This window comes from Shimia sp. W99, assembly GCF_053851455.3.
The window spans coordinates 145,797-169,305 of sequence record NZ_JBSQBU020000001.1; the positions used below are offsets into that span (position 1 = coordinate 145,797).

Below are 23,509 nucleotides of genomic sequence, written 5' to 3' on the forward strand. Positions count from 1 at the left end.
CCCTTACTGGTCGAAGTCGACAACGACGTTGTCGGTCACGGGATAGGACTGGCAGGAGAGGACATAGCCCTTTTCTACCTCGTAGTCCTCAAGCGCATGGTTGGCGACCATTTCCACTTCGCCTTCCAGAACACGGCAGCGGCAGGTCGAACACACACCGGCCTTGCAGGCATAAGGCGCGTCCATGTTGCCCGCCAGCGCGGCGTCGAGGATGGTTTCGTCTTTCGGCATCTGGATCGTCTGGGTCGAGCCATCGAGCGTGATCGCCGCAGTGGCCTGGTTGGCGCCCGAAGCGGCATCCTTGCTGACGGCCTTTTTCTTGGCGCGGCCCGGCTGGGACGAGGCAAAAAGCTCGAACTTGATCTGTGCGTCATCAAGACCGTGCGCGCGCAGGGCGCTGGCGATGCCCAGCATCATCGGCTCGGGGCCACAGATGAAGGCGGTGTCGACTGATGTGATGTCGATCCAGCCGGTCTTGAACAGCTGGGCGCATTTCTCTTCGGTCACAAGCCCGGTGAACAGGTCGATTTCCTGCGCGTCCGCTTCAAGAACGTGGATCACGTTGAAACGGCCCATGTAGGTGTTCTTGAGATCTTCCAGTTCCTCGCGGAACATGATCGTGTTCACGCCCTTGTTGGCATAGACCAGCGTGAAGGTGCTTTTCGGTTCCTGCGCCAATGTGGTTTTCAGGATCGACAGGACAGGCGTGATGCCCGAACCACCGGCAAAGCCGAGATACTGTTTTTCGTTGGCCGCGTCCAAAGCGGTAAAGAAGCCGCCCATGGGGGGCATGGCCTGAAGCGTGTCGCCGACCTTGAGCTCTTCGTTGGCCCATGTCGAAAACGCCCCGCCGTCAACACGCTTGATGCCGACCTGCAGAATGCCTTCGTCTTTCCCGGCGCAAATCGAATACGAGCGGCGCAGTTCCTCGCCGTCGAAATCCTGCCGGAAGGTCAGGTATTGGCCTTGGGTGAAATCAAATTCCTCGGCCGCGCCGTTGACGGGTTTCAGGGTCACGACAACAGCGTCGCGGATGGTCTTGTGGATGTCGGTGACTTCCAGATCGTGAAAACGTGCCATGGGGCTCCTCCCTCAGATGCACTTGAAATATTCAAAGGGTTCAAGACAGTCCTGGCAGCGCCATTGTGCCTTGCACGGGGTCGAGCCGAACTGGCTCAGCTTTTCGAGGTGATCGCCGCCGCAACGCGGGCAGCGTTTTGGACCACCCGCCGGTTGGGGCGGGGCGATGCCGTATTTCTCCAGCGCGGCGCGCGCGCCGTCGGACATCCAGTCAGTGGTCCAGGCCGGGCTGATCTGCTGTTTCAGCTCGATCTTGGTCAGCCCGTGATCGCGCAGGCAGGTCTCGATATCCATGTTGATCATGGAGGTGGCCGGGCACCCGGAATAGGTTGGGGTGACAGAGACAACGCAGGTGTCGCCGTCAAATTCCACGTTCCGAATGATGCCGAGATCGACGATCGTGATCACCGGGATTTCCGGGTCCGGGATGGTCTCCAACCATTCCCAGACCTGTTTCACACTTGGCTGGGTCATTTTAGATGTCCTTGCGCGGGTGGGGCTCTGAGGGTCAGAGCCCCGTTTGGCTTACCATTCGCAACCCGGATAGGCGCGTTGCAGCCACTGCATCTGGGCCAGAAGATGCCCGAGATGTTCGGTGTGCATATAGCCGGTGCGACCGCCCTTGTGAGCGAACTTGCCCTCGGGGATGGTCAGCGTGGCTTCGGCCAGAACCCGGCCTACCAGCGCGTCATATTCTTCGCGCAAGCTTGCGGGGTCGGGGGCGATACCGGCTTCGGCCATGGCGGCGTCCACTTCGTCGCTTTCGAACATCTCGCCCACGTAGGGCCAGAGGTACTCAAGCGCTTCCTGCATGCGGGCATGGCTTTCGGCGGTGCCGTCGCCAAGGCCAACCACCGTGTCCGCCGAGCGTTCCACGTGATAGGCGACTTCCTTGCTGGCCTTCGCTGCAATGCCCGCCACGGTTTCATCCGAAGACTTGATCAGGCGCCCCATCAGGACCGACTGGAAGGCATCGAACAGAAACTGGCGCAGAAGCGTGCGGCCGAAATCGCCGTTGGGCAGTTCGGTCAGCAATACATTGCGGAAATCCCAGGCGTCGCGCAGGAACGCGAGGTCGTCGGCGCTCTTGCCTTCGCCCTGGACTTCGGCAGCGTAGCCCAGCCACATCTGCGACTGGCCGATCAGGTCCAGCGCGGTGTTGGCCAGAGCGATATCCTCTTCGAGGATCGGCGAGTGGCCGCACCATTCAGAGACGCGATGGCTCAGAACCAGCGTGCTGTCGCCAATGCGCAGCAGGAACTGGAGCAGTTTACCCTTATCGACAGTCATTACATATGCCCCACTTCTTCGGGGATGTCGAAGAAGGTCGGGTGACGGTAGACCTTCGACTCCGAGGGTTCGAACAGCGGGCCTTTTTCGCCCGGTGCGGTTGCGGAAATGTGCTTGGCTTCCACCACCCAGATCGACACGCCTTCGTTGCGGCGGGTGTAGACGTCGCGGGCGTTCTTGATCGCCATATCGGCGTCGGGGGCGTGCAGGCTACCCACGTGACGGTGGCTCATGCCATGCTGACCGCGGATGAAGATTTCCCAGAGGGGCCATTCGTTTTTCATGAGCTGATCTCCTCCTAGCTCTGATTATTCTGCGGCAACTTTGCGGGTGGCGCGTTTGCGGGCGTGTTCCATCAGCCCGTCGCGGACCCATTGGCCGTCTTCCCATGCTTTCACACGGGCGTTCATGCGATCGACGTTGCAGGGGCCGTTGCCCTTGATTACGTTGAAGAATTCCGACCAGTCGGGATCGGAAAAGTCATAGTGACCGCGTTCCTCGTTCCACTTGATGCCCGGATCGGGCAGGTCGAGGCCAAGGTATTCGATCTGCGGCACGGTCTGGTCGACAAATTGCTGGCGCAGCTCGTCGTTGGACTTCACCTTGATCTTCCATGCCATCGACTGTTCCGAGTGGGTCGATTCGCTGTCATTTGGGCCGAACATCATGATCGCCGGGAACCACAGACGGTTGACCGCGTCCTGAGCCATTTTCTTCTGTTCGGGGGTGCCAAAGGCCATTTTCATGATCGCGTGATAGCCCTGACGTGCGTGGAAGCTTTCTTCCTTACAAATCCGGATCATGGCGCGCGAATAGGGACCATAGGAGGTTCGCTGCAGCGCCACCTGGTTCACGATGGCCGCGCCATCAACCAGCCAGCCCACCGCGCCGATATCGGCCCAGTTCAGCGTCGGGTAGTTGAAGATCGACGAATACTTCATGCGACCTTCGTGCAGCATCTCGACCATCTCGTCGCGGCTCACACCCAGCGTTTCGGCGGCCGAGTAGAGGTAGAGACCGTGGCCGGCTTCGTCCTGTACCTTTGCAAGCAGGATCATCTTGCGTTCCAGCGTCGGCGCGCGGGTGATCCAGTTGCCCTCGGGCAGCTGGCCAACCACTTCCGAGTGGGCGTGCTGGCCGATCTGGCGGATCAGGGTGCGGCGATAATCCTCGGGCATCCAGTCACGCGGTTCGATTTTGATGTCATTGTCGATCTTGTCCTGAAACGCGGCTTCCTCGGGCGACATTTCATCGCGCGATTTGACGCTGTTCGAGGCGGTCTTGATCATTTGTGCATACATATCGGTCTCTCCTCCCGATTAAACACGTTCAAGAATCAGGGCGGTGCCCTGTCCAACTCCGACGCACATGGTGCAAAGCGCATAGCGCCCGCCGGTGCGTTGCAATTGATAGGCGGCGGTCAGAACCAGCCGGGCGCCCGACATGCCGAGCGGGTGGCCAAGTGCGATGGCACCGCCATTGGGGTTCACATGGGGGGCGTCATCGGCCACGCCAAGCTCCCGCAACGTCGCCAGGCCTTGGCTGGCGAAGGCTTCGTTCAATTCTATCACATCCATCTGTTCGATGGTGAGTCCGGTGCGCGCCAGAACCTTGCGGGTCGCCGGGACCGGGCCAATGCCCATCACGCGGGGTTCCACACCAGCGGCTGCCATGCCGACCACGCGGGCCATCGGCTTGAGGCCGTTCTTTGCAGCCGCCGCGCCGGTGGCCATCAGGATCGCCGCCGCTCCGTCATTCACGCCGCTGGCATTGCCTGCGGTCACGGACAGGTCAGGGCCGTTGACGCCCTTGAGCTTGCCCAGTTTCTCGGCATCGGTGCCGGGGCGGGGGTGTTCGTCGGTGTCGACAACGATCGCGTCGCCTTTGCGCTGAGGCACGGACACCGGGGTGATCTCGTCCTTGAAGATGCCTGCCTCATGCGCCGCTGCCCAGCGGGCCTGGCTGTTGGCGGCGAACTTGTCTTGATCTTCGCGGGAAATGTTGTAGTCGGCGGCGACGTTGTCGGCCGTCTGCGGCATCGAGTCGGTGCCGTACATCGCGTGCATCTTCTTGTTCACAAAGCGCCAACCAATGGTGGTGTCATAGACCGCGTTGGCGCGGGTGAAGGCGCTGGTGGCCTTGGGCATCACGAAGGGGGCGCGGCTCATGCTTTCGACGCCGCCTGCGATGGCCATGTCATAATCGCCAGCCTTCAGACCGCGCGAGGCCATGCCCACCGCGTCCATTCCCGAAGCGCAGAGGCGGTTGATCGTGGTGCCCGGCACATCCGTCGGCAAGCCCGCCAGAAGGGCCGCCATGCGGGCCACGTTCCGGTTGCTTTCACCCGCCTGGTTCGCATCGCCATAGATCACGTCATCGATGCTTGCCCAGTCCACTTGCGGGTTGCGTTCCATCAGGGCCGCGATCGGCAAAGCCGCCAGATCGTCAGTGCGAATGGATGACAAGGCGCCGCCATAGCGCCCGATCGGGGTGCGCGTGGCATCGCAGATGAATGCGTCCATGAAAATTCCTCCTACGGGTCCTGTTCGATTAGCTGACCGCACGGTTGGGATATCTCGGAATCTGATTCGGCGCAATAGAGAAGTTACAGAAGTTAAGTAATTTCGTTTGGTGCGTAACATATCGACGGATACCCCTGCTTCCCTTGCAGAGGAAGCCGCCTCAAAGCTGGCGGGCGAGGTCCAGCAGCGCCGGGTTGTCGGGCAGGCGCTCCAATGCCTCTGCCAGCACCTTGCGCGCCGCGTCTGCGCCGCGCAGGGCCCCGGCGATCCGCACCAGCATGACCCACGCGTCGCCATGGTGCGGGTCAAGCGCCACCACGGTCTGAAACGCGCGTTCCGCCGAAGCGAATTCGCGCTGGGTCAGCGCGATGCCCGCGATCTGAAGGTGGGCTTCGGGGAAATCGAACTGGTTCTTGAGGAACTGCACCATCGCGCGCGAAGCCGCGCCATAGGCCGGGCGCAGGGCGGCAGGCGCGCTGTCCGGCGGGATGGTCACAACGGCGCGCGCCGCCGCAAGGCGCACATTGCGCGACGGGTCTTCCAGTGCGGTGACCAGATACGGGGCGGCCAGCGTTGCCGGGATGGCGCGCAGCGCGCTCACGGCATTGGCGCGGATCAGCGGGTCGCCGTGTTTCAACAGGGGGGCGATGTCGTCGATATGCACCGCATCGCCCGCATTGGACAGCACCCAGAGCGCGGTGGCGCGGGCCAGGGCGTTGACCTCGCCATCCCCGGCCAAGTCAATCAGCCCCTTGGCCCCCGCCACCGGATCGGCCAGCCCCTTGGCCAGCGCGGTTCCATAGTGCGGCTGTGTCCAACGGCCCTCGGGGTGCCATTCGGCAATGGCATCGGCGGCCCATTTCGGGGATTGGTCCGTATGACAGTCGGTGCAGGCGTCCGGCGCGCCAGTATCGGCGGCCAAATCAGGGCGCGGAATGCGGAAACTGTGGTCGCGCCGGTCGTCGATGCCCATATAGGTCCGCTCGATCATGTGGCAGGACACGCAGGCCGCGCCGTCGCTGTCGGTGGCATGGCGATGATGGGACGGGTCGTCATAGTTTGCGAGCGGCAACGAAGGAAAATCCGGGTTCCCGGCAGGTGAATGGCATTGTGTGCAGACCGCGTTGCCTTCGGCGACGCGCTCATTGCTATGCGGGTCATGACAGTTGCCGCAGCCAACGCCCTTGGCATACATCTTCGATTGCAGGAACGAGCCGTAGACATAGACCTCGTCCAGGATTTGCCCGTCCGGGTGATAGGTGCCGGGGCGCAGCAGGGCGAGGTTATAGGCATCGTGAAAGGCTGTGCCGGGCAGTGGGCTACCGCCGCCGAAAGCCTCGCGCCGGGAATGGCAACCAGCGCATTGCTGCATGCCGGCCTCTGTATCGGAGAAATCGACGTCGAAACCGTAGGATTTCGGCATGTCACCGCTGTGGTCGCCTTTGACCAGTTCAAGGTGTTGCGCGCCGGGGCCATGGCAGGCTTCGCAGCCCACGCCGATCTCGATTTGTGTCGAGCTGTAGCTGGCTGAAGGTGGATCGAAATTCTTGACGTATCCCGTTGCGTGACATTCCGCGCATCGGGCGTTCCAGTTCTTGTAAGGCCCGGTCCAGTGCAACCCGTCTCCCGGTGGCAGGTCGAGATCGGGATAGATGTGGAACCAGCGCTTTTCGTCGACATCCCAGGCCACGTCAAAGCTCTGCAAACGTCCCGGCTCGGTCTCAAGCAAGAGCTGTTCCAATGGCGCGGCGCCACCAACCGAGTGAACCTTGTATTCAGTTGTCACGCCGTCCTTTTCCGTCACCCGAACATGGCGCGTGTCGCCCTCACGCCAGAACTCGGCGCGCATTCCGTCATGTTCGAAAACCTCGCCCTCGAACGCCCCGACCAGCATGTCCGGCCCCGGCATCCGCCATGCCAACGCATGATGGGACGATTGCCATGCGCGCGTTTCGTCGACGTGACAGTCGGCGCAGATGGTCGAGCCGACATACCCGTCCTGCTCTGCCAACGCGCCAAGGGACAGCAGGATCCAGAACAGGGTGGCCAGCAGGACAGGAAGAGGCCGGGGCGTGGCGGTCGGGAAAATGGGCATGAATGTCTTTCTTCAATGGTGCCGTCGGGTTCAGGGCAGGCAGGGCGCCTGTTTTGGGCGCGTGCCGCCGGGTGGCCCGCCGGGTCAAGTGAAACAGGCCCGACAGGGATTGCCAATAGCGATCTTCCTGCGCGTCGGGATGGGCTCCGTAGCGTGCGGCACCGATGTTTTCGAATGTCGCCTCGATCCGGGCGTGTAAACCGGCATCCTGAACTGGGCTGCGCGCCCGCCACAGATCATACGCGGCGCGGGTTGCCCCCAGATCACGCTGCCGCCGGGCCTCTTGCAGGTGCCGCCAAGCAAACCGCGCACTGTCGAGATAGCGCTGTCGGTGCGCTGCATGCCAGCGGCGCAAAGGCGGGGTCAGGCGGCGGATCAGCCATGTCACGAGCAGACTTGCGAGCGCCGCCACAACACCCAGCGTTCCGATCCGCCGCCAGTCGCGTGGCTCGGGTGGCGCGGGCGGGGCGGTGGCCGATACCGGGATCGGGTCGGTCGTGGCGGTTTCGACCTTTCCGCTGGCGATGTTGTACCAGTCGAGCGTAACACCGGGCAGCGCGCCATCAACGCCCCCCTCGGCCATGTAAACGGTCGTTTCGCGCCGCGTCCCCATCACCTTGCCGCGATTGTCCTTGTCGCTGACCTCGGGCGTTTCAGGATAGGCCCGTACCCCCGACAGCCCCGCGTCGGGCGTCAGCTCGGGCAAAAATATCCCCGACAGCCCCTCGGTTTCCGCCGTGATCACCCGCGAAAAACTGTCCCCCGCCTGCAGGCCCTCACTCGTGCCTTCAATGGTTTGTGTCAGACGCAGCGCCCGCGCGGCGATGAAGGGATCAAGTCCCTCGGCCCCCTTGGGCAAGATGCCGGTAATGTTGCGCGCCTCAATGGCAAGCTCCGCGCGCAGCGGGGCGTCATTGGGCGGATCGGCATAGACAACGGTCAGGGTCTGGGCGGGCAGGCGCACCGTTCCCGGCACCATCGGCGTGATCTGGTAGCGGCGCGAAATCCCCGACCAGGTTTCCCCGTCGATCCTGCGGCTGGTCGAGGTGCTGGCGCGTTCGGGCAGGCGCACCATGAGGTTGGGGGCCTCGAAACTTGGCCAGACGGGTGGTTCGGGCATCCATGTCGGCACCAGGACCGTGATCCGCAGCGTGAGCGGCTGACCGGGCAGGGTTTCGGTTTCGGAGAGTTCGACCTCAAGAACCGGTGTGTCCTGCGCCTTTGCGAGCGTGGTGCAGAACGAGAAAACGAAGGCGAGCAACAGGCGCATCATTGATTGGCCTCCGCCGCTTCGAGCCGGAACCTCTGGCGCAGGAAATCGCCCGTACGGGTGTCGACCGAGTTCATCCACTGTTCGGTGGATAGGTGCTGGGGCGTGTCTTCTTGCGCCGCGTCGATCTGGGTGTCTGCGCCGCGACCGGACTCATTGTCGAACACCACGTCATCGGCCCCGATCCCCGACTCTTCGCCAGTGTCCGACTGTTCGCGGGTTTCCTCGACATAGGTCACGATGGCCTTGGCCACGGGCAGGTTGGCCTTTGCGCCGGCATGATCGGGGTCAATTTCCAGCGCCCGTTCAAAGGCGCGTACCCCGTCGCGATAGCCGCGTGATTTGATATGGGCCATGCCCTGCGCAAAGGCGGCATCGGCCGTCTCGATCCTGGCAAAGGTTTGGGCGGCGGCTTCGTATTGGCCGCTGCGATATTGCGCGATCCCGCGCAGGTAGGGATCGGCAAAGTGATCCGCCGCGCTGGCATAATCCTTGGATCGGAAGGCCAGCCAACCTTGCTGGTCCGGTGTCAGGAACCAGTCGCGCCAACCCCCGGCCTGTGCCTCGGACGCGGGCAGGGTCAGCCAGACCGCGAGCAAAAGCCCCCAGACCATGCTCACCCCGCGCCGGAACCACAGCAACAGAAGCAGGGCGGCGGGCCACGCCAGCCACGCCCCGCGATCCTGCCACGGCTGGGCCGCGTCTTCGAGCTGGGCCTGACGATATGCGGCCTCGAAGCCACGCTCCAACCGCCCCAGATCGCTGGTATCCGGGGTTACACCCACCACCCGTGCGGAGAGGCCCGAGAGGGCGGGGATGGCGTGATCCTCGGGTAAAAGCGTGAGCACCGCCAGCGGGGTCGACCCGGCCAGTTCGGCAATGCTGTCGGCTTCCGGCAAGCTCATGTCATCGAGCAAAAACAACACGCCACCCGGTGTGTCTTCACGGGCTAGCATGTCGAGCGCCAGCGCCATGGCGGCGCTGGGCGCGTCGCCTTCGCTGGGCATGACCTCGGGGTCCAGCCCTTCGAGATAGGGTTGGATCACGGCGCCATCCTCGGTCATCGGCACGACGGAATGGGCGGTGCCGGAATAGGCGATCAGCGCGGTGCGCGCCCCGGCCCGCATTTCGAGGAGGTCGCGGATTTTCTGCTTGGCACGCGCCAGCCGCGAGGGGGCCACATCGGTTTCCATCATTGACGGCGTCACCTTGAGTGCGATCACCATCGGCGCGGTCTGGGCGGCGAAGGGTTGGGGAACGCGCGACCATGTCGGACCCGCGCCCGCCACGAGGATCAGCGTCAGCCCAAGCGCGACAAGATCAATTGGCTGCCAGCGTTTCCGGTCGCCCTGTCCGATGGTCAGCGCCGCCTGAAGATGCGGAGCCATCACGTCGCTGGCCTGAGTTTGCGGCGCATCGGGGCGCCGCACGCGCCACCAGATCACCGCAAGCGGCACAAGCCCGAGAAGCACCAGCGGACGCAGGAAGTGAAAAGCGGAGAGCGCGGTTTCAAGGCCGGTCATGACGGTGCCCTCCGTCTTATGCCGCTCAGATGCAGTCCGGCCAGCACACCCAACCCAAGAAGTGCTGCCAGCAAGAGAGGCCAGTGCGAGAGCGATACACGCGGGCGGTGCGACAGGGTTTCGATATCGCGCGGGGCCAGCGCGTCAATGCGGTCATAGACCTGCGAAAGCGCGGCGCTGTCCCCGGCAAAAAACGCCGCCCCGCCGGTGCGCCGCGCGAGGTCTTCCAGCAGGCCCATATCCAGCCGGTTTTCGCCGCTGGCGGCGCGATCTCCCACGCCGACGGCATAGATTTCCACGCCGCGATCCGCCGCGATTTCGGCGGCATTGACCGGGCTCATGCGGCTCGCGGTGTCATTGCCATCCGACAACAGGATCAACAGGCGCTGGTCAATCTCGCTGGCCTCAAAGGTGCGAATGGCAAGCCCGATTGCATCCCCCAGCGCGGTATGCGGTCCCGCCATGCCGACCTCGGTCTGGTCCAGCAAGGCCAGCACGGTCTCAAGATCGGCGGTCAGCGGGGTTTGCACAAAGGCCCGGCTGCCAAACACGATCAGCGCCATGCGATCACCTTCACGCCCCTCGACAAAGCCCGCCACCACGTCGCGCACGGCGGCCAGCCGCTGTTGTGGTTTGCCGTCAGGGCCGGGGAAATCGACCGTGTCCATTGAGCCCGATATGTCGATGCCCAAGACCACATCGCGCCCGGCCTTGGTGATCTCGACCGGTTCTCCAAGGCGCTGTGGTTGCGCCAGCGCAAGGATCAGCAGGCACCAGACCGCAATGGCGGTGCCCATCTGGACCCGACTGCGGGCAATCACGGCGGCACCGGGGCGTGGGGCGCTGCCTGCGGCATCGCTCAGACGGCGAAAGAAGGGCAGGCGCAGAGCGCTTGTCCGCGTGCGATAGGGCGGCACAAGCCGATGGATCAACAGGGGCAGGGGCAGAAGGGCAAGCACCCAAGGCGCGGCGAGCGAGATCATGCGCGCGCCCCCACCACATGCCCACGCACCCAGTCACAGGCCAGCGCGTTCAGGCCTGGTACCAGCTGGGGATTGGGGGAATAGGCCGCATCGGCAAGCGCCTGTCCGGGGCCATCCCTGAACCCTGCCGCTTGGCTCGTGTCTTCGAGAAAGGCCAACCATCCGTTCCCCGTCAACGACGCAACCTGCGCACGCGGAAAGGCCGCCAATGCCGCGCGCTTGAGGATGGCAGACACCGCAACGGGGTCATCCCCTGCATCACGCAACGCCGCCAATGCCGCGCGGCGATAGGCATTGGCCCGGTGGCGGCGCAGCACGGCGCGCAGCAAAAGCAGCAGCGCGGCCAATAGAAACCCGGCCAGCACGATCCAGCCTTGTGTCTGGGGCACCATCGACACCGGCGCCGGGTCCGGCACCTCCTGCAGCTGGTTGATCAGATCGACCAGCGTCACGTATTCGACGGTGTCTGCGGTCTTGCTCATCGCGGCGGCACCCCGAGCAGGCGCTGCAACTGGGGCAGGGTGTCCTCGGCGCTGGTCAGCGGCAGCACCGAAAGGCGCATCTTCATCTGCCAGTCGAGGATTTCCGCCAGCCGCCCCTGCGAATACTCGATCAGGTTTTGGCGCACGTGGTCGTCGCCGAGATCAAGTTCCGCCTGCAGCACGCCATCCGACGCGGTCAGTCGCGCCCCTTTGGGCAGAACGCTGGCCGAGGGGTCGGTCACAAGGCCCAGCACCAGATCATTATGCAGAGACAGGCCCGACATCAAAAGGCGCGTGTCGTCGTCGATCTGGTCAAAATCGCTGAGCACGATGACGAGGTGATTGCGTGGCGCGATCTTCTGGACCGATCGCAACACGTCATTCATCGCCATAGGGGCGCGGGACGGGGCTTCGGCATGCAGCATCGAGTTGGCCCGCGTGAGGGCAATCAGGAACCGGTCCAGCGTCGCCGTGTCGCGCCGGGGGCGGATTTCCGAAAGATGATCGTCGCCAAAGACAATCCCGCCCACCCGGTCGCCCTGTGAAAGGACGCGGAATGCGGTGATCGCGGCGGCCTCGGCAGCGGTCACGGATTTCATGTTGTGCACGCTGCCGTAAAACATCGACATGCGCTGATCCACAACGATCAGCGTCGGGCGGTCGCGTTCCTCGGTAAAGACACGCACATGCGGTTTGCCGGTGCGCGCTGTCACCTTCCAGTCAATCGCGCGCACATCGTCCGAGGGCAGGTAGTCGCGCAGTTCCAGAAAATCGAGCCCGCGCCCGCGAATGCGCGAGGCATGGCGGCCATTCAAAGCGCTACGCGCGGGTTGTTTCGACGTGAAAGACAGGGCGCGCGCACGCGGTTCCAGCGCCCGCAGCCCCGCAAGCGAGACGTGAATGCGCGGATCCTCCTGCGGCGTCTTGGGCCGGTGCAATGTGCCGGTGCGCAGTCTGGCGGCTCGGTCCATCCTTGACGCTCCTTTAGGGCAGGGCCACCTGTGCCAGCATCTCGGCCACCACCGCATCCGCGCTGGTGCCTTCGCCCTGCGCTTCATAGGTCAGGGTCAAACGATGTCGGAACACGTCCCCGGCGATGGCGCGGATATCCTCGGGATCGACATAGTCGCGCCCCTTCATCCACGCATGCGCCCGCGCACAGCGGTCGAGCGCCAGCGAGGCGCGCGGGCTGGCCCCGACCTCGATCCAGCGCGCCAGATCGGCAGAGAACGCGCCCGGCGTGCGCGTCGCCTGCACCAGCGTCGCCATATAGGTCTCGATCGCGTCCGAGGTGTGGATCGCCGCGATCTCGCGCCGCGCGGCGAACACGGCTTCTTGCGGGATCGGCGCGGGTTTATCGCAGTCCGCCTTGGAGGCATCTTTCTGTGCAGCCTGTTCCTCGCCCCGGACCAGCCGGATCACCTCGACCTCGTCGGCCAGCGGCGGGTAGGTGATCATGACGTGCATCAGGAACCGGTCCATCTGGGCCTCGGGCAGGGGGTAGGTGCCTTCCTGTTCAATCGGGTTCTGCGTGGCCATCACCATGAAAAGCGGCGCCATTTTATGCGTCGTCCCGGCCACCGTGACCTGTCGTTCTTCCATTGCTTCCAAAAGCGCGGCCTGCACCTTGGCCGGGGCGCGGTTGATCTCGTCAGCCAGAACCACGTTGGCAAAGATCGGCCCCTGCTGGAATTGAAAGCTGGGCCCGTCTGGTGTCTGCAGATACATTTCGGTGCCGGTCACGTCGGCTGGCAAAAGGTCGGGCGTGAACTGGATGCGGGAAAAATCACATTCAAGGTTCTTGGCAAGCGCCTTGATCGCGCGGGTCTTGGCAAGCCCCGGCAAGCCTTCGATCAGAAGATTGCCATTGGCCAGCAGGCCAATCAGAAGGCGGTCGATCACGTCACGCTGTCCGATGATCGACCCGCCGATCCGCTCACGCAGGGCGTCGATCTGCTGCAAAGGGGTCATGGGGTGATCCTTCTATCGGGGGAGGGCTTCGACGAGCGGCTGGCCAGTTGCACCGGAGGGGGGCTTGGCGCCGACATAGGCGGCAATGGTGGCCGCAACGTCGACGGTGTCGACGGTGCGCGCCACGCGGGCATGGGGGATGCCGGGGCCGGCGATGATGATCGGCACGTGTGTATCGTAGGTCCAGGGCGAGCCGTGTGATGCCGCCACGGTCAGACCGTCGAAATCGGCGATGAACCAGTGCGGTTCGAACACCACGTAGATGTCTCCTGAACGCACCGGGTGGAAATTGGCTCGGATGGCATCGTTAATAAAATCGCTGGCGATCTGCCCGCGGCGCAACCGCTCGCTTGAAATGGCGCGGGCGATGCCAGGTAGCCGCTCCAGCTCTTCTGCGACCTTGTCGGCAACCTCGACCAGATCAAGCCCGCGCGCTGCGATTTCCTCGCGGTTCAGGTAGATATAGGGATTGGAAAAGTTGCGGATCAACTCCCGGCTTGCTCCAAGGTCGGCGTTGAGACGCACGAAGCCGGGTTCGGTATCAACCCGTTCGAAATCAAACAGCTCTGCCTTGAGGCCCTGTTCGGCCAGATAGCCCGGATTGTCCGGCCCACCATGATCGGCTGAAAGCACGACGAGTGTCTTGTCCAGTCCGACACGGGCGTCGACATGGGCAAGGAGGCGCGCCAACGTGTCGTCGAGGCGACGGATATTGTCCTCGGCCTCCAGCGACGAGGGGCCGAAGATATGGCCAACATAATCCGTGGAACTCAGGCTGACCGACAGGTAATCGGGAATGTCGTCCTGTCCCAACTCTTCGGCGTCGATCAGCGCTTTGGCGAAATCCACGGTCAATTCGTCACCGGCGGGGCTCAGGGTGAGCAGGGTGGTGAAATATTTGCTGTCCACCGGGCCATAATCATGCGGAAAGACACGGTAGAAGCCGGGAAAGTCGGTTTCCCATGGCTGGTCGTCATGCGCGCCAAACATGTAGGTGTGAACGTCATCACGCAACATCCAGAACGTGTTTGCGTAAGAGTTCACAAGCCCTTTGGCGTGCCAGTCCGCCATCCAGCCGGGATAGTCGCCGCGGTAGAATGTCGAGGTGACGAAGCGGCCTTCGGCCTTGGAGAACCAGTAAGCCTGCCCGCCGTGCCCGGCCATGGCAATTGCGCCGCGATCCTTGATCGACACACCGAACCGTTTGGATTTTGGCCCGAAATGCATGCCGATCTCGTCGGAAATGGTGGTGGTCAGGATATTGCGCGGAGAGCGCCCGTCGGTGGTTGCCGCCCGCTGGGTTGGATCAATCTCGGTTTCGGCATCCACCCCGGCGGCCCCGATCAAAGAATAGTCTGGGTCCTGCACGTTATAGACCTGTGAGCCGGTGGCCCGGTCGAACCAGAGGTTTGCCACCATGCCATGGATTGCCGGATCGGCGCCGGTAGCCAGCGTGGTGTGGCCAACGATCGTCTCGGTGTTGGCGTGGCGGTGATGCGCGTTGACGTAATACACTCCGGCATCCATCAGATAGTGGAACCCTTTCGGGCCAAGCCCGGTCTCGAAACGGTCGATCATATCGCCGCGCAACTGGTCGACCGTAATCTGAAGAATGAGGCGAGGCGTTTCCTGTGCCCCGACCGATGACGCGGCCAATGCCAATGCTATTGCGCCACATGCAAATCTCATGATGAATCCTGCTCATTGTAAATGCAATGGCGCCGCCCGCAATTGCGGGCGGGCGCCTTTTTTATCTTGTCAGTGGCTTACGGCGTACCCGGAGGCGCTGTCAGCTTCTCCATGACCTTGTCGAGGCTGAAGCTCGCAGCCTCCTGGCGTGGTGGGTATTCCTTGAAGGTCTCAAGGAACTGGGCCACGTAGGCTTGCGCCGGGACAAGCATGTAAGCACGGTCCAGCATCCAGTCATAGTAGGTGTTGGAGGTCCGGTACGCACGCTCATAAGGATCGCGGCGCAAGTTGGTGATAAGGGGCACGCGCAGCGGCGTCAGCGGTTCCATCCAGGCACGCAGTGTCGCCCAGGCCTTTTGCTCAAGGAAGGTGATTTTCCAGTCGCCAAAGCGCAGCGCGGCAAGGTCGCCGTCATCTGTGAAATAGAAAATCTCGCGGCGCGGGCTCTTGTCGGTTTCCCCGGTCAGCATCGGCAGAATGTTGTAGCCGTCGAGATGCACGCGATAGTCACGCCCGCCGCCCACTTCGGCCACGGTAATCCCGTCGAGCAGGTCTTCCTTTACGGTGTCGTTGCCAGCTGCGGCGAGGAAGGTCGGCAACCAGTCCATGTGATGCACGATCTCGTTGGAAACGGTGTCGGCTGCGATCTTTCCGGGCCAGCGCACCATCGCAGGGACGCGCCATCCGCCTTCCCATTGGGTGTTCTTTTCACCCCAGAACGGAGTCATCGCCGCATCCGGCCATGTGTTCATGTGCGGGCCGTTGTCGGTCGAGTAGAACACGATGGTGTTGTCGGCAATGCCAAGCTCATCGAGAAGGGCAAGGAACTCGCCGATATGCATGTCGTGTTCGATCATGCCTGCGGTGTATTCGTCGACCTGCTTGCCGACGATCTCGTTGGCCTTGGCCCATTTGTCATCAGCCACATGGGTGCGGAAATGCATCCGGGTGCCTGACCACCAGACAAACCAAGGCTTGCCCTGGTCCTCGGCGCGCTTGATGAAGTCGATGGCGGCGGCGACGGTTTCGTCATCCACGGTTTCCATGCGCTTCTTGGACAGAGGGCCGGTGTCCTCGATCGTGCCATCCGCCGACGACTTGATCACGCCGCGCGGGCCGAAGCGTTCGCGGAAGGTCGATCCGTCAGGCAGGACGGCGTCATTCGGATAATCGATATTCTCCGGCTCTTCCTCGGCGTTGAGGTGATAGAGGTTGCCGAAGAACTCGTCAAAGCCGTGGTTGGTCGGCAGGTGTTCGTCCCGGTCGCCAAGGTGGTTCTTGCCGAACTGTCCGGTGGCATAGCCTTCGGCCTTGAGAAGGCCGGCAATGGTGGGATCTTCGACCTGCATGCCTTCCTTGGCACCGGGCAAACCCACTTTGGACAGGCCGGTGCGGAACACCGACTGGCCCATGATGAAAGACGAGCGGCCCGCGGTACAGGATTGTTCACCGTAATAGTCGGTGAACATCATGCCTTCATCGGCAATCCGGTCAATGTTGGGGGTCTGGTACCCCATGAGCCCACGGGTGTAGGCCGAAATGTTCGATTGGCCGACATCGTCGCCCCAGATCACGAGAATATTTGGCTTGTCCTGCGCCTGCGCTGCCGAGGCAATGCCCCCGATCAGAAACGCAGCCGCGAGGACAGGTCGCCTCAGGCTTACTGAAAATAACATGCGCGTATCTCCCCGTCGCATAAACTGGTTTTGTCCAGCGGCGTCATTCGCCACAAGAATGTTACGAGTGTGCAGGGGAAACAGATCGTTTTCCACCACTCTTCCAGATAGTTTCGCTTTTCGAAACTGCTTGCGCAGTTCTTGAAATCAACCATGACGCGAAATTGGATTGGATTCACCCTATTTGCATGGTCAGTGTCGGTGTGCCGAATTCAGCGGGGCCCGTCGTCGCCGTTTTGAAGTCTGTCGAACCAACTCTTCCCGGGTTCCCCGGGCAGGTTCTTCGCAACAGTTGATTCGAAAAAGTAATGAACATATTAATAAGTTTGCCGACCTGCCGGCCCTTGCAGCGAAAATTGCGCTGGATCATGAAGGGCTTTGTGGCACTCTGGCCAAAGACCAAGGAGACCGACATGCCCGACCCTTCCAGCGCGTCCGACAAGGAAATGAACATCCTGTTCATCATGTATGACCAGCTGCGGTTCGATTACCTGAGCTGCGCCGGGCACCCGCATCTGGACACGCCCAACTTTGACCGGGTCGCGGCACAAGGCGTGCGCTTTACCAACGCCTACGTGCAGTCGCCGATCTGCGGTGCGTCGCGCATGAGTTTCTACACCGGGCGCTATACCTCGTCGCACGGGGCGCAGTGGAATGGGTTTCCCCTGCGTGTGGGCGAGCAGACGCTCGGGGATCACCTGCGTCGGATTGGCATGGATTGCTGGCTTCTGGGCAAGACCCACATGAAGGCCGATGCCGAGGGAATGGCCCGTCTCGGCCTGAGCCCGGACAGCGAAATTGGCGCGCGGCAGGCGGAATGCGGCTTTGACAGCTGGATACGGGACGATGGGCTCTGGGGCGAAGGTCCGGACGGGTTCTACGACGAGAAACGCTCGCCCTATAACGAATATCTCAAGTCCAAGGGCTATCCGTCCGAAAACCCTTGGTCCGATTTCGCCAACGCAGGGATCGATGAGAATGGTGACATCGCCTCGGGCTGGATGTTCAAGAATGCCGACAAACCTGCCAATATCCGCGAGGAAGACAGCGAGACACCCTGGCTGACCCAACGCGCCATCGAGTTCATCGACCAGGCCAAGGGGCGCTGGTGCGCGCATGTCAGCTTCATCAAGCCCCACTGGCCCTATATCGTGCCTGCCCCCTATCACGCCATGTACGGTGCAAACCATGTGCCGCAGGCGGTGCGCAGCGACGTGGAGCGTGAGAACCCTCAGCCGGTCTACGGCGCCTACATGGAGAACAAGATCGCCCAGGCCTTTCAGCGTGAAGATGTGCGCCAGAAGGTGATCCCGGCCTATATGGGGCTGATCAAGCAATGTGACGATCAGTTGGGTGTGCTGCTGGATCACCTCGAAGCCACCGGGCGCATGGACACCACGATGATCGTTCTGACCTCGGATCACGGCGATTACCTCGGTGATCACTGGCTGGGCGAAAAAGACCTGTTTCACGATCCCTCGGTCAAGATCCCGATGATCATTTACGACCCGCGCGGCGAAGCCGATGCCACCCGCGGCACGACCTGTGACGCGCTCGTCGAGTCGATCGACCTCGCGGCGACCTTTGTCGAATTCGCCGGGGGCAAGGTGCCTGATCACATTATCGAGGGGCGATCGCTTTTGCCATGGCTTGAAGGCCGGACACCTGAATGGCGCGACTTCGCGATTTCGGAATATGACTATTCGGCCACAACGCAGGCTGTGAAACTTGGGCTAGAACCCCGTGACGCGCGCCTCTTCATGGTGTTTGACGGGCGTTTCAAGCTGATCCATGCCGAGGGCGGTCTTCGCCCGATGCTGTTTGATCTTGAGAAAGATCCGCAGGAATTCCACGATCTGGCCAAGGGCACGGCGCACACGGCCGAAATCGACCGCCTATATGGCTACCTTGCCCAATGGGGGCGGCGGATGTCCCAGCGCGTGACCCGCTCCGAAGACGACATCAAGGCCATGCGGGGCCGCTCCGGGCGCAAGGGCATTCTGCCGTTCCTCGTGGACGGGTCGGAAGTGCCCGAAGAACTGACCGAGAAAATCCGAGGCCCGGCGCCGAAACGCTATGTCGGGGGCTGAAACAACGGGTCCTGCGTTGCGGCGGGGCGCGCGGGCGGGTACCACTTGGGCGGGTGCCCCAGAGTGCGCCTTGATGAACGGGATTTGAACCGCCAATGACAGCCTTCACCTTCCTGCACAGTTCGGACCTGCATCTTGGAAAAGGCTTCGGGCGAATGCCCCAGGACCTGCGGGGGCGGCTGATCGAGGCGCGCCACGAGGTTTTGTCCACGCTCGCCAAGGTGGCGAGGGCGCACGGCGCGGGGCATGTGCTTTTGGCGGGCGATACGTTTGACACGACCGGACCGTCCGAGCAGGTGCGCCGACAGGCGGCGACCGCCATGCGCGCAGCGGATGATGTGGACTGGTGGGTTCTGCCGGGCAACCACGACAGCTTGGGTGGAGAAGAACTCTGGGCGCGTTTCGAAGACGAGGCCGGGGACAACGTGCATGTGCTGCGCAGGGCGGCGCCCGTGGCCATGGCGCCCGGTGTGCATCTTCTGCCGTCGCCCTGGCCGCATCGCTTTCCGGGGCGCGACCTGACCGGGTGGATGGTCGATTGTGCGACCCCGACTGATGAATTTCGGATTGGCCTGGCGCATGGCGGCGTGGTGGATTTCGGCGAGAATTTCGACAGTTCCGCCACGATCCCGCCCGACCGGGACAAGTCTGCGCGGCTGGATTACCTCGCGCTGGGCGACTGGCACGGTCCCTTGTCCATCGGCCCACGCGTGCAGTTTTCCGGCAGTCCGGAACGCGACCGCTTTCGCCATGCCGGGTGCGGCACCTGCCACGTGGTCACGCTTGATGCCCCCGGTGCCTTGCCTCGGATCGAGCAGGTCGACACGGGGCGGTTTGACTGGGGGGCTCCCACGCTAGCGCTGACGCCGGGACAGGACGTGGCAGGCGCGTTCGAGGCGCTCTTGCCCACCGATCGCAGCGCGCGGCGCGACCAGCTTCTCAAGCCGCGATTACAGGGGTTCCTGCGCCTTTCTGAGCGTGCGGCGCTCGAGGCCGCGATTGCCGAGGCGTGCCCGGATTTTGCGCTTCTGGAAGTGGATCAGGGGGAGCTGGCGACAGAGTACGAGGCAGGGGATATCGACCAGATTGCCCCGTCCGGCGCGTTGCGCGAGGCGGTGGACGCGCTCGTTGCCGAAGCCACGCAAGAAGGTGGAGACACCGAGACCGCCGAACTGGCGCAGGCCGCGCTCAATCGTCTGTGGTCACTGGTGCGCGAGGTCTGAGCCATGAAGATCACCGCGATTACCCTCCGGAATGTGCGCCAGTTCATCGACCCGGTCGCAATCTCGGGCATTGGTGGCGGGCTGAACGTGCTGACGGCCGCGAATGAGGCCGGAAAATCCACCTTCTTCGACGCGCTGCACGCGGCGTTCTTTGCCAGCCACCGTTCGTTTGACAAGGTTGTGCAGGGCTTGGTGCCCAATGCCGGGGGCAGCCCCTCGGTCACGGTTGATTTCGAAAGCGCGGGAGATGTGTGGCGGCTTGAGAAAAGCTGGGGCCGCAAGGCCTCGGAAAAGGCTGCGCGTCTCTATCGCAATGGGACGCTTGTCGCACAGGCGGGCGAGGCCGAGGACCAGCTTGCCGGGGTGATCGGAGCCCAGTCGCAGGGCGGTCCTGCAGGGCTTTTATGGGTGCGACAGGGTGTTGTGGAGATGTCCGAGGGCGGTGCCGAACAGGTCGCGCGGCGCGGCATCATGGACTCGGTCGCGGGCGAGGTCGAGGCGATGACCGGCGGGCGGCGCATGGAAGCGGCGCTCGCAGCTGTGCGCAAGGCGCTGGACGCGGAAATCACATCGCGTGGCCCGAAGAAGGACAGCACCTACAAGGCCCGTATCGACGAGGTCGCAACCCTTGAAGAGGCACAGGCCGCGCTCGAAACGTCGGTGCGTGCGCAAGAGGATGATCTGGCACGCCGCCGCAAGGCGCGTGCGGAATTGGCCGAAATCGGCGCACCCGAAATCCGCCAGGCCGACGAAAAGGCCGCCGCCACCGCCGCGCAGGCGCTCGCCGTCGCGCGGGCCCATGCCGACAAGATCAGGACCGCAGCCGGCACGGTCGACACCCTGAAGGCCAGACATGACAACGCGGCTGACAGGATTGACCGTCTGGACCGGGCGCTGGGCGAGGCCCGCGCGGCGAGAGCGGCGCTTGATGCCGCAACAACGCAAGTGGCGAAGGATCGCGCAGCATATGAAGTCGCGGATCAGCGCCATGAAACAGCCCTTGCCGCCGATACCAGGGCGGCCAAGGCCGCCAGCGCGGCATCCGCCGCCCTGCAGCAGGTCTTGCGCGCCCAGGGCGCCGAGGCCGCCCGCGCCGAACGTGCCGCGCTTGAGAAGAGGCTCAAGTTGGCCGACGAGACACGCTATCACATCGAGGCGCTTGACGCGCAGATCGCGCAATTGCTGTCTGCAGAGACGCTGCGTCGGCTCGATGCGCTGACCGGGGATGTTTCGGTTGCAACGCGCGCCCGGGATGCGGCGGCGGCGTCCCTGACCATTCACTATGCGAAGGGGGCGGATACGCGCATCACCCGGGACGGACAGACCGTTCCCCCGGACACGCCCCACCCCCTGCCGGATCGCGCAATTTTTGACATAGAAGGGGTCGGGCAGCTCGTGTTCCGCCCCGGAGAAGGCGGCAGCGCCGACAGTCTGGCCAAGGCCCAAGCCGCTCTGTCCAAGGCGCTGGCCGAGACGGGGCATGCGGATTTGGCCGCCGCGCGCGCCGACGCAACGTGTCGCGTCACGCGAGAAGCGCAAAGACGCGACCTTCTGGCCGATCTCAAGGCGCTGGCGCCGGACGGGCTGGAGGCGTTGCGCACGACAATTGCCCGTTTGCCCGAACCCACCGGTCCGGATCCCGATCTGCCGGACCTCGTCACAGCAGAGGCCGAGGAAGCCACGACGCGCGATGCTCGGAACGGCGCCCAGATCGCGCTGGAAGCCGCGCGACAGGCGCTTTCCGAGGCGCGCGACGCGCTGAGCCGAAGCGAAGCGGCGCTCACTGCCGCCCAAGGGCGTCACACGCGCGCGCAGGCGGAGTTGTCGGCATATTCGGATGCGGCGGCGGCCTTGGACGAGATGCGGGGCTTGGCCCAAACGCTGCAAGCCGAGCTCGCCGGGGCCACTGCCATGCTGGACGCGCTGAGGCGCGAGGCGCCAGATCTGCGCGCCGCCGAAGCCGCAGACAAACGCGCGCGTTCGGTGATCGACACCACGCGGGAACGGTCGCAGGCGCTCGAAATCGAGCTCGCCCGGCTGGATACGGCCATCGGTCAGCGCGGCTCGGAAGGGATCGAGGAAGAACTGGCGCTGACCACGGAACGGCTCTTGTCGGCGCGTGCGGCGCTGGCGGCCATCGAGTTCGATATCAAGGTCAACCAGCGTCTCTTGTCTGCCCTGGAAACCGCACGGGCAGGGGCGCGCGACCGTCACGTCGCTCCCGTGGTCAAGGAACTCGTGCCACTGCTGCGCCTGATCTGGCCGGACGCGACACCCGTGGTGGACGCCGAAACCGGCATGATCACCCGGCTTACCCGCCGCGAAATCGAAGAAGAGGTCGATATGCTGTCGGGCGGGACGCGCGAGCAGCTATCGCTGTTGGTGCGCCTTGCCTTCGCGCGCATTCTGGCGCGAGAGGGGCGCGCGGCGCCGGTCATCCTCGATGATGCGATCGTTTACACCGATGACGATCGCATCATGCAGATGTTCGATGCTCTGACGTTACAGGCTGAGGACGTTCAGGTGATCGTCCTGTCCTGCCGCCAACGCGCGTTCCGCGAACTGGGGGGCACCCTGCTGACAATATCTCCCGCTGTCGGCTGATGCCTGCCGCAGCCGTGCAGGGGGAACGACCCGCCTTGATCCCCGCCGTCAGGCGCTCGGAAGACGCGCTGCGGCAATCCGGTTTTCGTGTTCACGGCGACTGATGTCGACGATCTTGTCAATCAACCTCGGCACGGCGGGATGATGCACCTTGCCCTTCAATGTCGCCACGGTCCAAACTCCGGACACCCCAATGTCGATCGGGATTTTCTTCAGGATCCCGAGCGAAACCTGGTTGCGTACGGTACCCGCGGTCGTCAGCAATACGAGGTCACTCTCGGAGACAGCATCACGCAACGCGGCAATGTTGTGGCTGGTGACGGAGATCAGCGGTTGACCTCTGGTCCACTCCACCCCGAGAAATGCGGCGATCGCACCCAGCACCTCTTCGGGAAACTGCGGACCGGCGAATTTGTATCGGGACAGGTCGCTCGGAAGGGGATTGCGGATTGTCAGGATCGGGTGGCCCGGTCGGCAATAGGCACCGCCCGACTGCGGGGGCAGTTGGATCAGGTCCATGTCCTCCACATGACCGCGCATGTCGCGCATGTCTGCAACTATGACATCACATTGTTCATCGCGCAGTTCCGGTTTGAGTTCGACCGTTTCGCGCACGATCATGTCCAGGGTCACGTTGGGAAAGGCATTGTGCCACTCCGCGATGATGGGTCCGGCAAGTGCTGTGGAAAACACCGGTGGCACACCGAGCCGGATATGCCCTCCGGTTCCCGCGTTCAGGTTGGCAAGCGTTTGCTCGAGGTTGCGTGACTGAAACAGGATGGCCTCGACCCGGGCAATGATGTTGCGGCCTGCCGCCGTCAGCCTGACCGGGCGTTCGGACCGCTCGAAAAGGGTCATTCCCAGTCGGGTTTCGAGGCTTCTAATCGAATTGCTCAGGGCGGGTTGCGTGATGTGGGCGAGTTCGGCCGCACGGGCAAAACTCCCTTCCTGTGCCACCAGCTTGAAGTGGTGGAGCTGCGTCAAATTCTGCAAATTCCATCCTTTTCGTCG

At 63.2% G+C, this 23,509-nt stretch carries 18 protein-coding genes; 3 read left to right on the top strand and 15 right to left on the bottom strand.

Annotation, left to right across the window (positions count from 1 at the left end; translation table 11 throughout):
- Positions 1-3: 3 nt before the first annotated feature.
- From ACS3QZ_RS00705 to ACS3QZ_RS00770, 14 genes are all read right to left on the bottom strand, one after another.
- Positions 4-1,080: a 2Fe-2S iron-sulfur cluster-binding protein gene (locus tag ACS3QZ_RS00705; RefSeq protein WP_456036109.1), complete on the bottom strand. Its 1,077-nt coding sequence runs from the start codon at positions 1,078-1,080 to the stop codon at positions 4-6.
- A 12-nt stretch (positions 1,081-1,092) separates the two neighbouring features.
- Entirely contained in the window at positions 1,093-1,554 is a 462-nt protein-coding gene (gene paaD, locus ACS3QZ_RS00710; protein WP_456036110.1) for a 1,2-phenylacetyl-CoA epoxidase subunit PaaD, read from the bottom strand.
- A gap of 51 nt (positions 1,555-1,605) precedes the next feature.
- A complete protein-coding gene (gene paaC, locus ACS3QZ_RS00715; RefSeq protein WP_456036111.1) occupies positions 1,606-2,370 on the bottom strand; it encodes a 1,2-phenylacetyl-CoA epoxidase subunit PaaC in 765 nt (254 codons plus the stop codon).
- Positions 2,370-2,654, bottom strand: a complete 285-nt coding sequence (gene paaB / locus ACS3QZ_RS00720; RefSeq protein ID WP_093095465.1) for a 1,2-phenylacetyl-CoA epoxidase subunit PaaB — start codon at positions 2,652-2,654, stop codon at positions 2,370-2,372. Before paaB ends, paaC begins: the two co-directional genes overlap by 1 nt.
- A 24-nt stretch (positions 2,655-2,678) precedes the next feature.
- The gene (gene paaA / locus ACS3QZ_RS00725) at positions 2,679-3,671 is read right to left on the bottom strand and encodes a 1,2-phenylacetyl-CoA epoxidase subunit PaaA (RefSeq protein WP_093095466.1); all 993 of its coding nucleotides are present in this window, start codon (positions 3,669-3,671) and stop codon (positions 2,679-2,681) included.
- 18 nt (positions 3,672-3,689) lie between these two features.
- A complete protein-coding gene (pcaF, locus tag ACS3QZ_RS00730; RefSeq protein WP_456036112.1) occupies positions 3,690-4,892 on the bottom strand; it encodes a 3-oxoadipyl-CoA thiolase in 1,203 nt (400 codons plus the stop codon).
- A gap of 160 nt (positions 4,893-5,052) precedes the next feature.
- On the bottom strand, positions 5,053-6,987 hold the full coding sequence (locus tag ACS3QZ_RS00735; protein WP_456036113.1) for a HEAT repeat domain-containing protein: 1,935 nt from the start codon (positions 6,985-6,987) through the stop codon (positions 5,053-5,055).
- Between the two features lie 1,269 nt (positions 6,988-8,256).
- Positions 8,257-9,780: a VWA domain-containing protein gene (locus ACS3QZ_RS00740; protein ID WP_456036114.1), complete on the bottom strand. Its 1,524-nt coding sequence runs from the start codon at positions 9,778-9,780 to the stop codon at positions 8,257-8,259.
- Complete coding sequence (locus tag ACS3QZ_RS00745; RefSeq protein WP_456036115.1) at positions 9,777-10,763, bottom strand: VWA domain-containing protein; 987 nt, start codon at positions 10,761-10,763, stop codon at positions 9,777-9,779. Before ACS3QZ_RS00745 ends, ACS3QZ_RS00740 begins: the two co-directional genes overlap by 4 nt.
- A complete protein-coding gene (locus ACS3QZ_RS00750; RefSeq protein WP_456036116.1) occupies positions 10,760-11,245 on the bottom strand; it encodes a DUF4381 domain-containing protein in 486 nt (161 codons plus the stop codon). Before ACS3QZ_RS00750 ends, ACS3QZ_RS00745 begins: the two co-directional genes overlap by 4 nt.
- Positions 11,242-12,216, bottom strand: a complete 975-nt coding sequence (locus tag ACS3QZ_RS00755) for a DUF58 domain-containing protein (RefSeq protein WP_456036117.1) — start codon at positions 12,214-12,216, stop codon at positions 11,242-11,244. The genes ACS3QZ_RS00750 and ACS3QZ_RS00755 overlap by 4 nt, the downstream gene beginning before the upstream one ends.
- Positions 12,217-12,229: 13 nt before the next feature.
- Positions 12,230-13,216 carry an AAA family ATPase gene (locus ACS3QZ_RS00760; RefSeq protein ID WP_456036118.1) on the bottom strand — a complete coding sequence of 329 codons (987 nt, stop codon included), beginning with the start codon at positions 13,214-13,216 and terminating at the stop codon, positions 12,230-12,232.
- A 12-nt stretch (positions 13,217-13,228) separates the two neighbouring features.
- Entirely contained in the window at positions 13,229-14,905 is a 1,677-nt protein-coding gene (locus tag ACS3QZ_RS00765; protein ID WP_456036119.1) for an alkaline phosphatase family protein, read from the bottom strand.
- Between the two features lie 77 nt (positions 14,906-14,982).
- The gene (locus ACS3QZ_RS00770) at positions 14,983-16,581 is read right to left on the bottom strand and encodes an arylsulfatase (RefSeq protein WP_456036120.1); all 1,599 of its coding nucleotides are present in this window, start codon (positions 16,579-16,581) and stop codon (positions 14,983-14,985) included.
- A 446-nt stretch (positions 16,582-17,027) separates the two neighbouring features.
- Between ACS3QZ_RS00770 and ACS3QZ_RS00775 the strand changes: the two genes are divergently transcribed.
- The 3 genes from ACS3QZ_RS00775 to ACS3QZ_RS00785 all read left to right on the top strand — a co-directional run bounded on the left by ACS3QZ_RS00775 (position 17,028) and on the right by ACS3QZ_RS00785 (position 22,498).
- Positions 17,028-18,671 carry a sulfatase-like hydrolase/transferase gene (locus tag ACS3QZ_RS00775; protein ID WP_456039293.1) on the top strand — a complete coding sequence of 548 codons (1,644 nt, stop codon included), beginning with the start codon at positions 17,028-17,030 and terminating at the stop codon, positions 18,669-18,671.
- A 95-nt stretch (positions 18,672-18,766) separates the two neighbouring features.
- Entirely contained in the window at positions 18,767-19,894 is a 1,128-nt protein-coding gene (locus ACS3QZ_RS00780) for a metallophosphoesterase family protein (RefSeq protein WP_456036121.1), read from the top strand.
- Positions 19,895-19,897: 3 nt separating this feature from the next.
- Entirely contained in the window at positions 19,898-22,498 is a 2,601-nt protein-coding gene (locus tag ACS3QZ_RS00785; protein WP_456036122.1) for an AAA family ATPase, read from the top strand.
- 48 nt (positions 22,499-22,546) lie between these two features.
- Here ACS3QZ_RS00785 and ACS3QZ_RS00790 read toward each other — a convergent pair whose 3' ends face one another.
- The gene (locus ACS3QZ_RS00790) at positions 22,547-23,491 is read right to left on the bottom strand and encodes a LysR family transcriptional regulator (protein WP_456036123.1); all 945 of its coding nucleotides are present in this window, start codon (positions 23,489-23,491) and stop codon (positions 22,547-22,549) included.
- Between the last annotated feature and the right edge of the window lie 18 nt (positions 23,492-23,509).

Bases quoted from the DNA above. Each gene is read 5' to 3' on its own strand.
- ACS3QZ_RS00705 (WP_456036109.1), bottom strand. From the start codon at position 1,080: ATGGCACGTTTTCACGATCTGGAAGTCACCGACATCCACAAGACCATC.
- paaD (WP_456036110.1), bottom strand. From the start codon at position 1,554: ATGACCCAGCCAAGTGTGAAACAGGTCTGGGAATGGTTGGAGACCATC.
- paaC (WP_456036111.1), bottom strand. From the start codon at position 2,370: ATGACTGTCGATAAGGGTAAACTGCTCCAGTTCCTGCTGCGCATTGGC.
- paaB (WP_093095465.1), bottom strand. From the start codon at position 2,654: ATGAAAAACGAATGGCCCCTCTGGGAAATCTTCATCCGCGGTCAGCAT.
- paaA (WP_093095466.1), bottom strand. From the start codon at position 3,671: ATGTATGCACAAATGATCAAGACCGCCTCGAACAGCGTCAAATCGCGC.
- pcaF (WP_456036112.1), bottom strand. From the start codon at position 4,892: ATGGACGCATTCATCTGCGATGCCACGCGCACCCCGATCGGGCGCTAT.
- ACS3QZ_RS00735 (WP_456036113.1), bottom strand. From the start codon at position 6,987: ATGCCCATTTTCCCGACCGCCACGCCCCGGCCTCTTCCTGTCCTGCTG.
- ACS3QZ_RS00740 (WP_456036114.1), bottom strand. From the start codon at position 9,780: ATGACCGGCCTTGAAACCGCGCTCTCCGCTTTTCACTTCCTGCGTCCG.
- ACS3QZ_RS00745 (WP_456036115.1), bottom strand. From the start codon at position 10,763: ATGATCTCGCTCGCCGCGCCTTGGGTGCTTGCCCTTCTGCCCCTGCCC.
- ACS3QZ_RS00750 (WP_456036116.1), bottom strand. From the start codon at position 11,245: ATGAGCAAGACCGCAGACACCGTCGAATACGTGACGCTGGTCGATCTG.
- ACS3QZ_RS00755 (WP_456036117.1), bottom strand. From the start codon at position 12,216: ATGGACCGAGCCGCCAGACTGCGCACCGGCACATTGCACCGGCCCAAG.
- ACS3QZ_RS00760 (WP_456036118.1), bottom strand. From the start codon at position 13,216: ATGACCCCTTTGCAGCAGATCGACGCCCTGCGTGAGCGGATCGGCGGG.
- ACS3QZ_RS00765 (WP_456036119.1), bottom strand. From the start codon at position 14,905: ATGAGATTTGCATGTGGCGCAATAGCATTGGCATTGGCCGCGTCATCG.
- ACS3QZ_RS00770 (WP_456036120.1), bottom strand. From the start codon at position 16,581: ATGTTATTTTCAGTAAGCCTGAGGCGACCTGTCCTCGCGGCTGCGTTT.
- ACS3QZ_RS00775 (WP_456039293.1), top strand. From the start codon at position 17,028: ATGAACATCCTGTTCATCATGTATGACCAGCTGCGGTTCGATTACCTG.
- ACS3QZ_RS00780 (WP_456036121.1), top strand. From the start codon at position 18,767: ATGACAGCCTTCACCTTCCTGCACAGTTCGGACCTGCATCTTGGAAAA.
- ACS3QZ_RS00785 (WP_456036122.1), top strand. From the start codon at position 19,898: ATGAAGATCACCGCGATTACCCTCCGGAATGTGCGCCAGTTCATCGAC.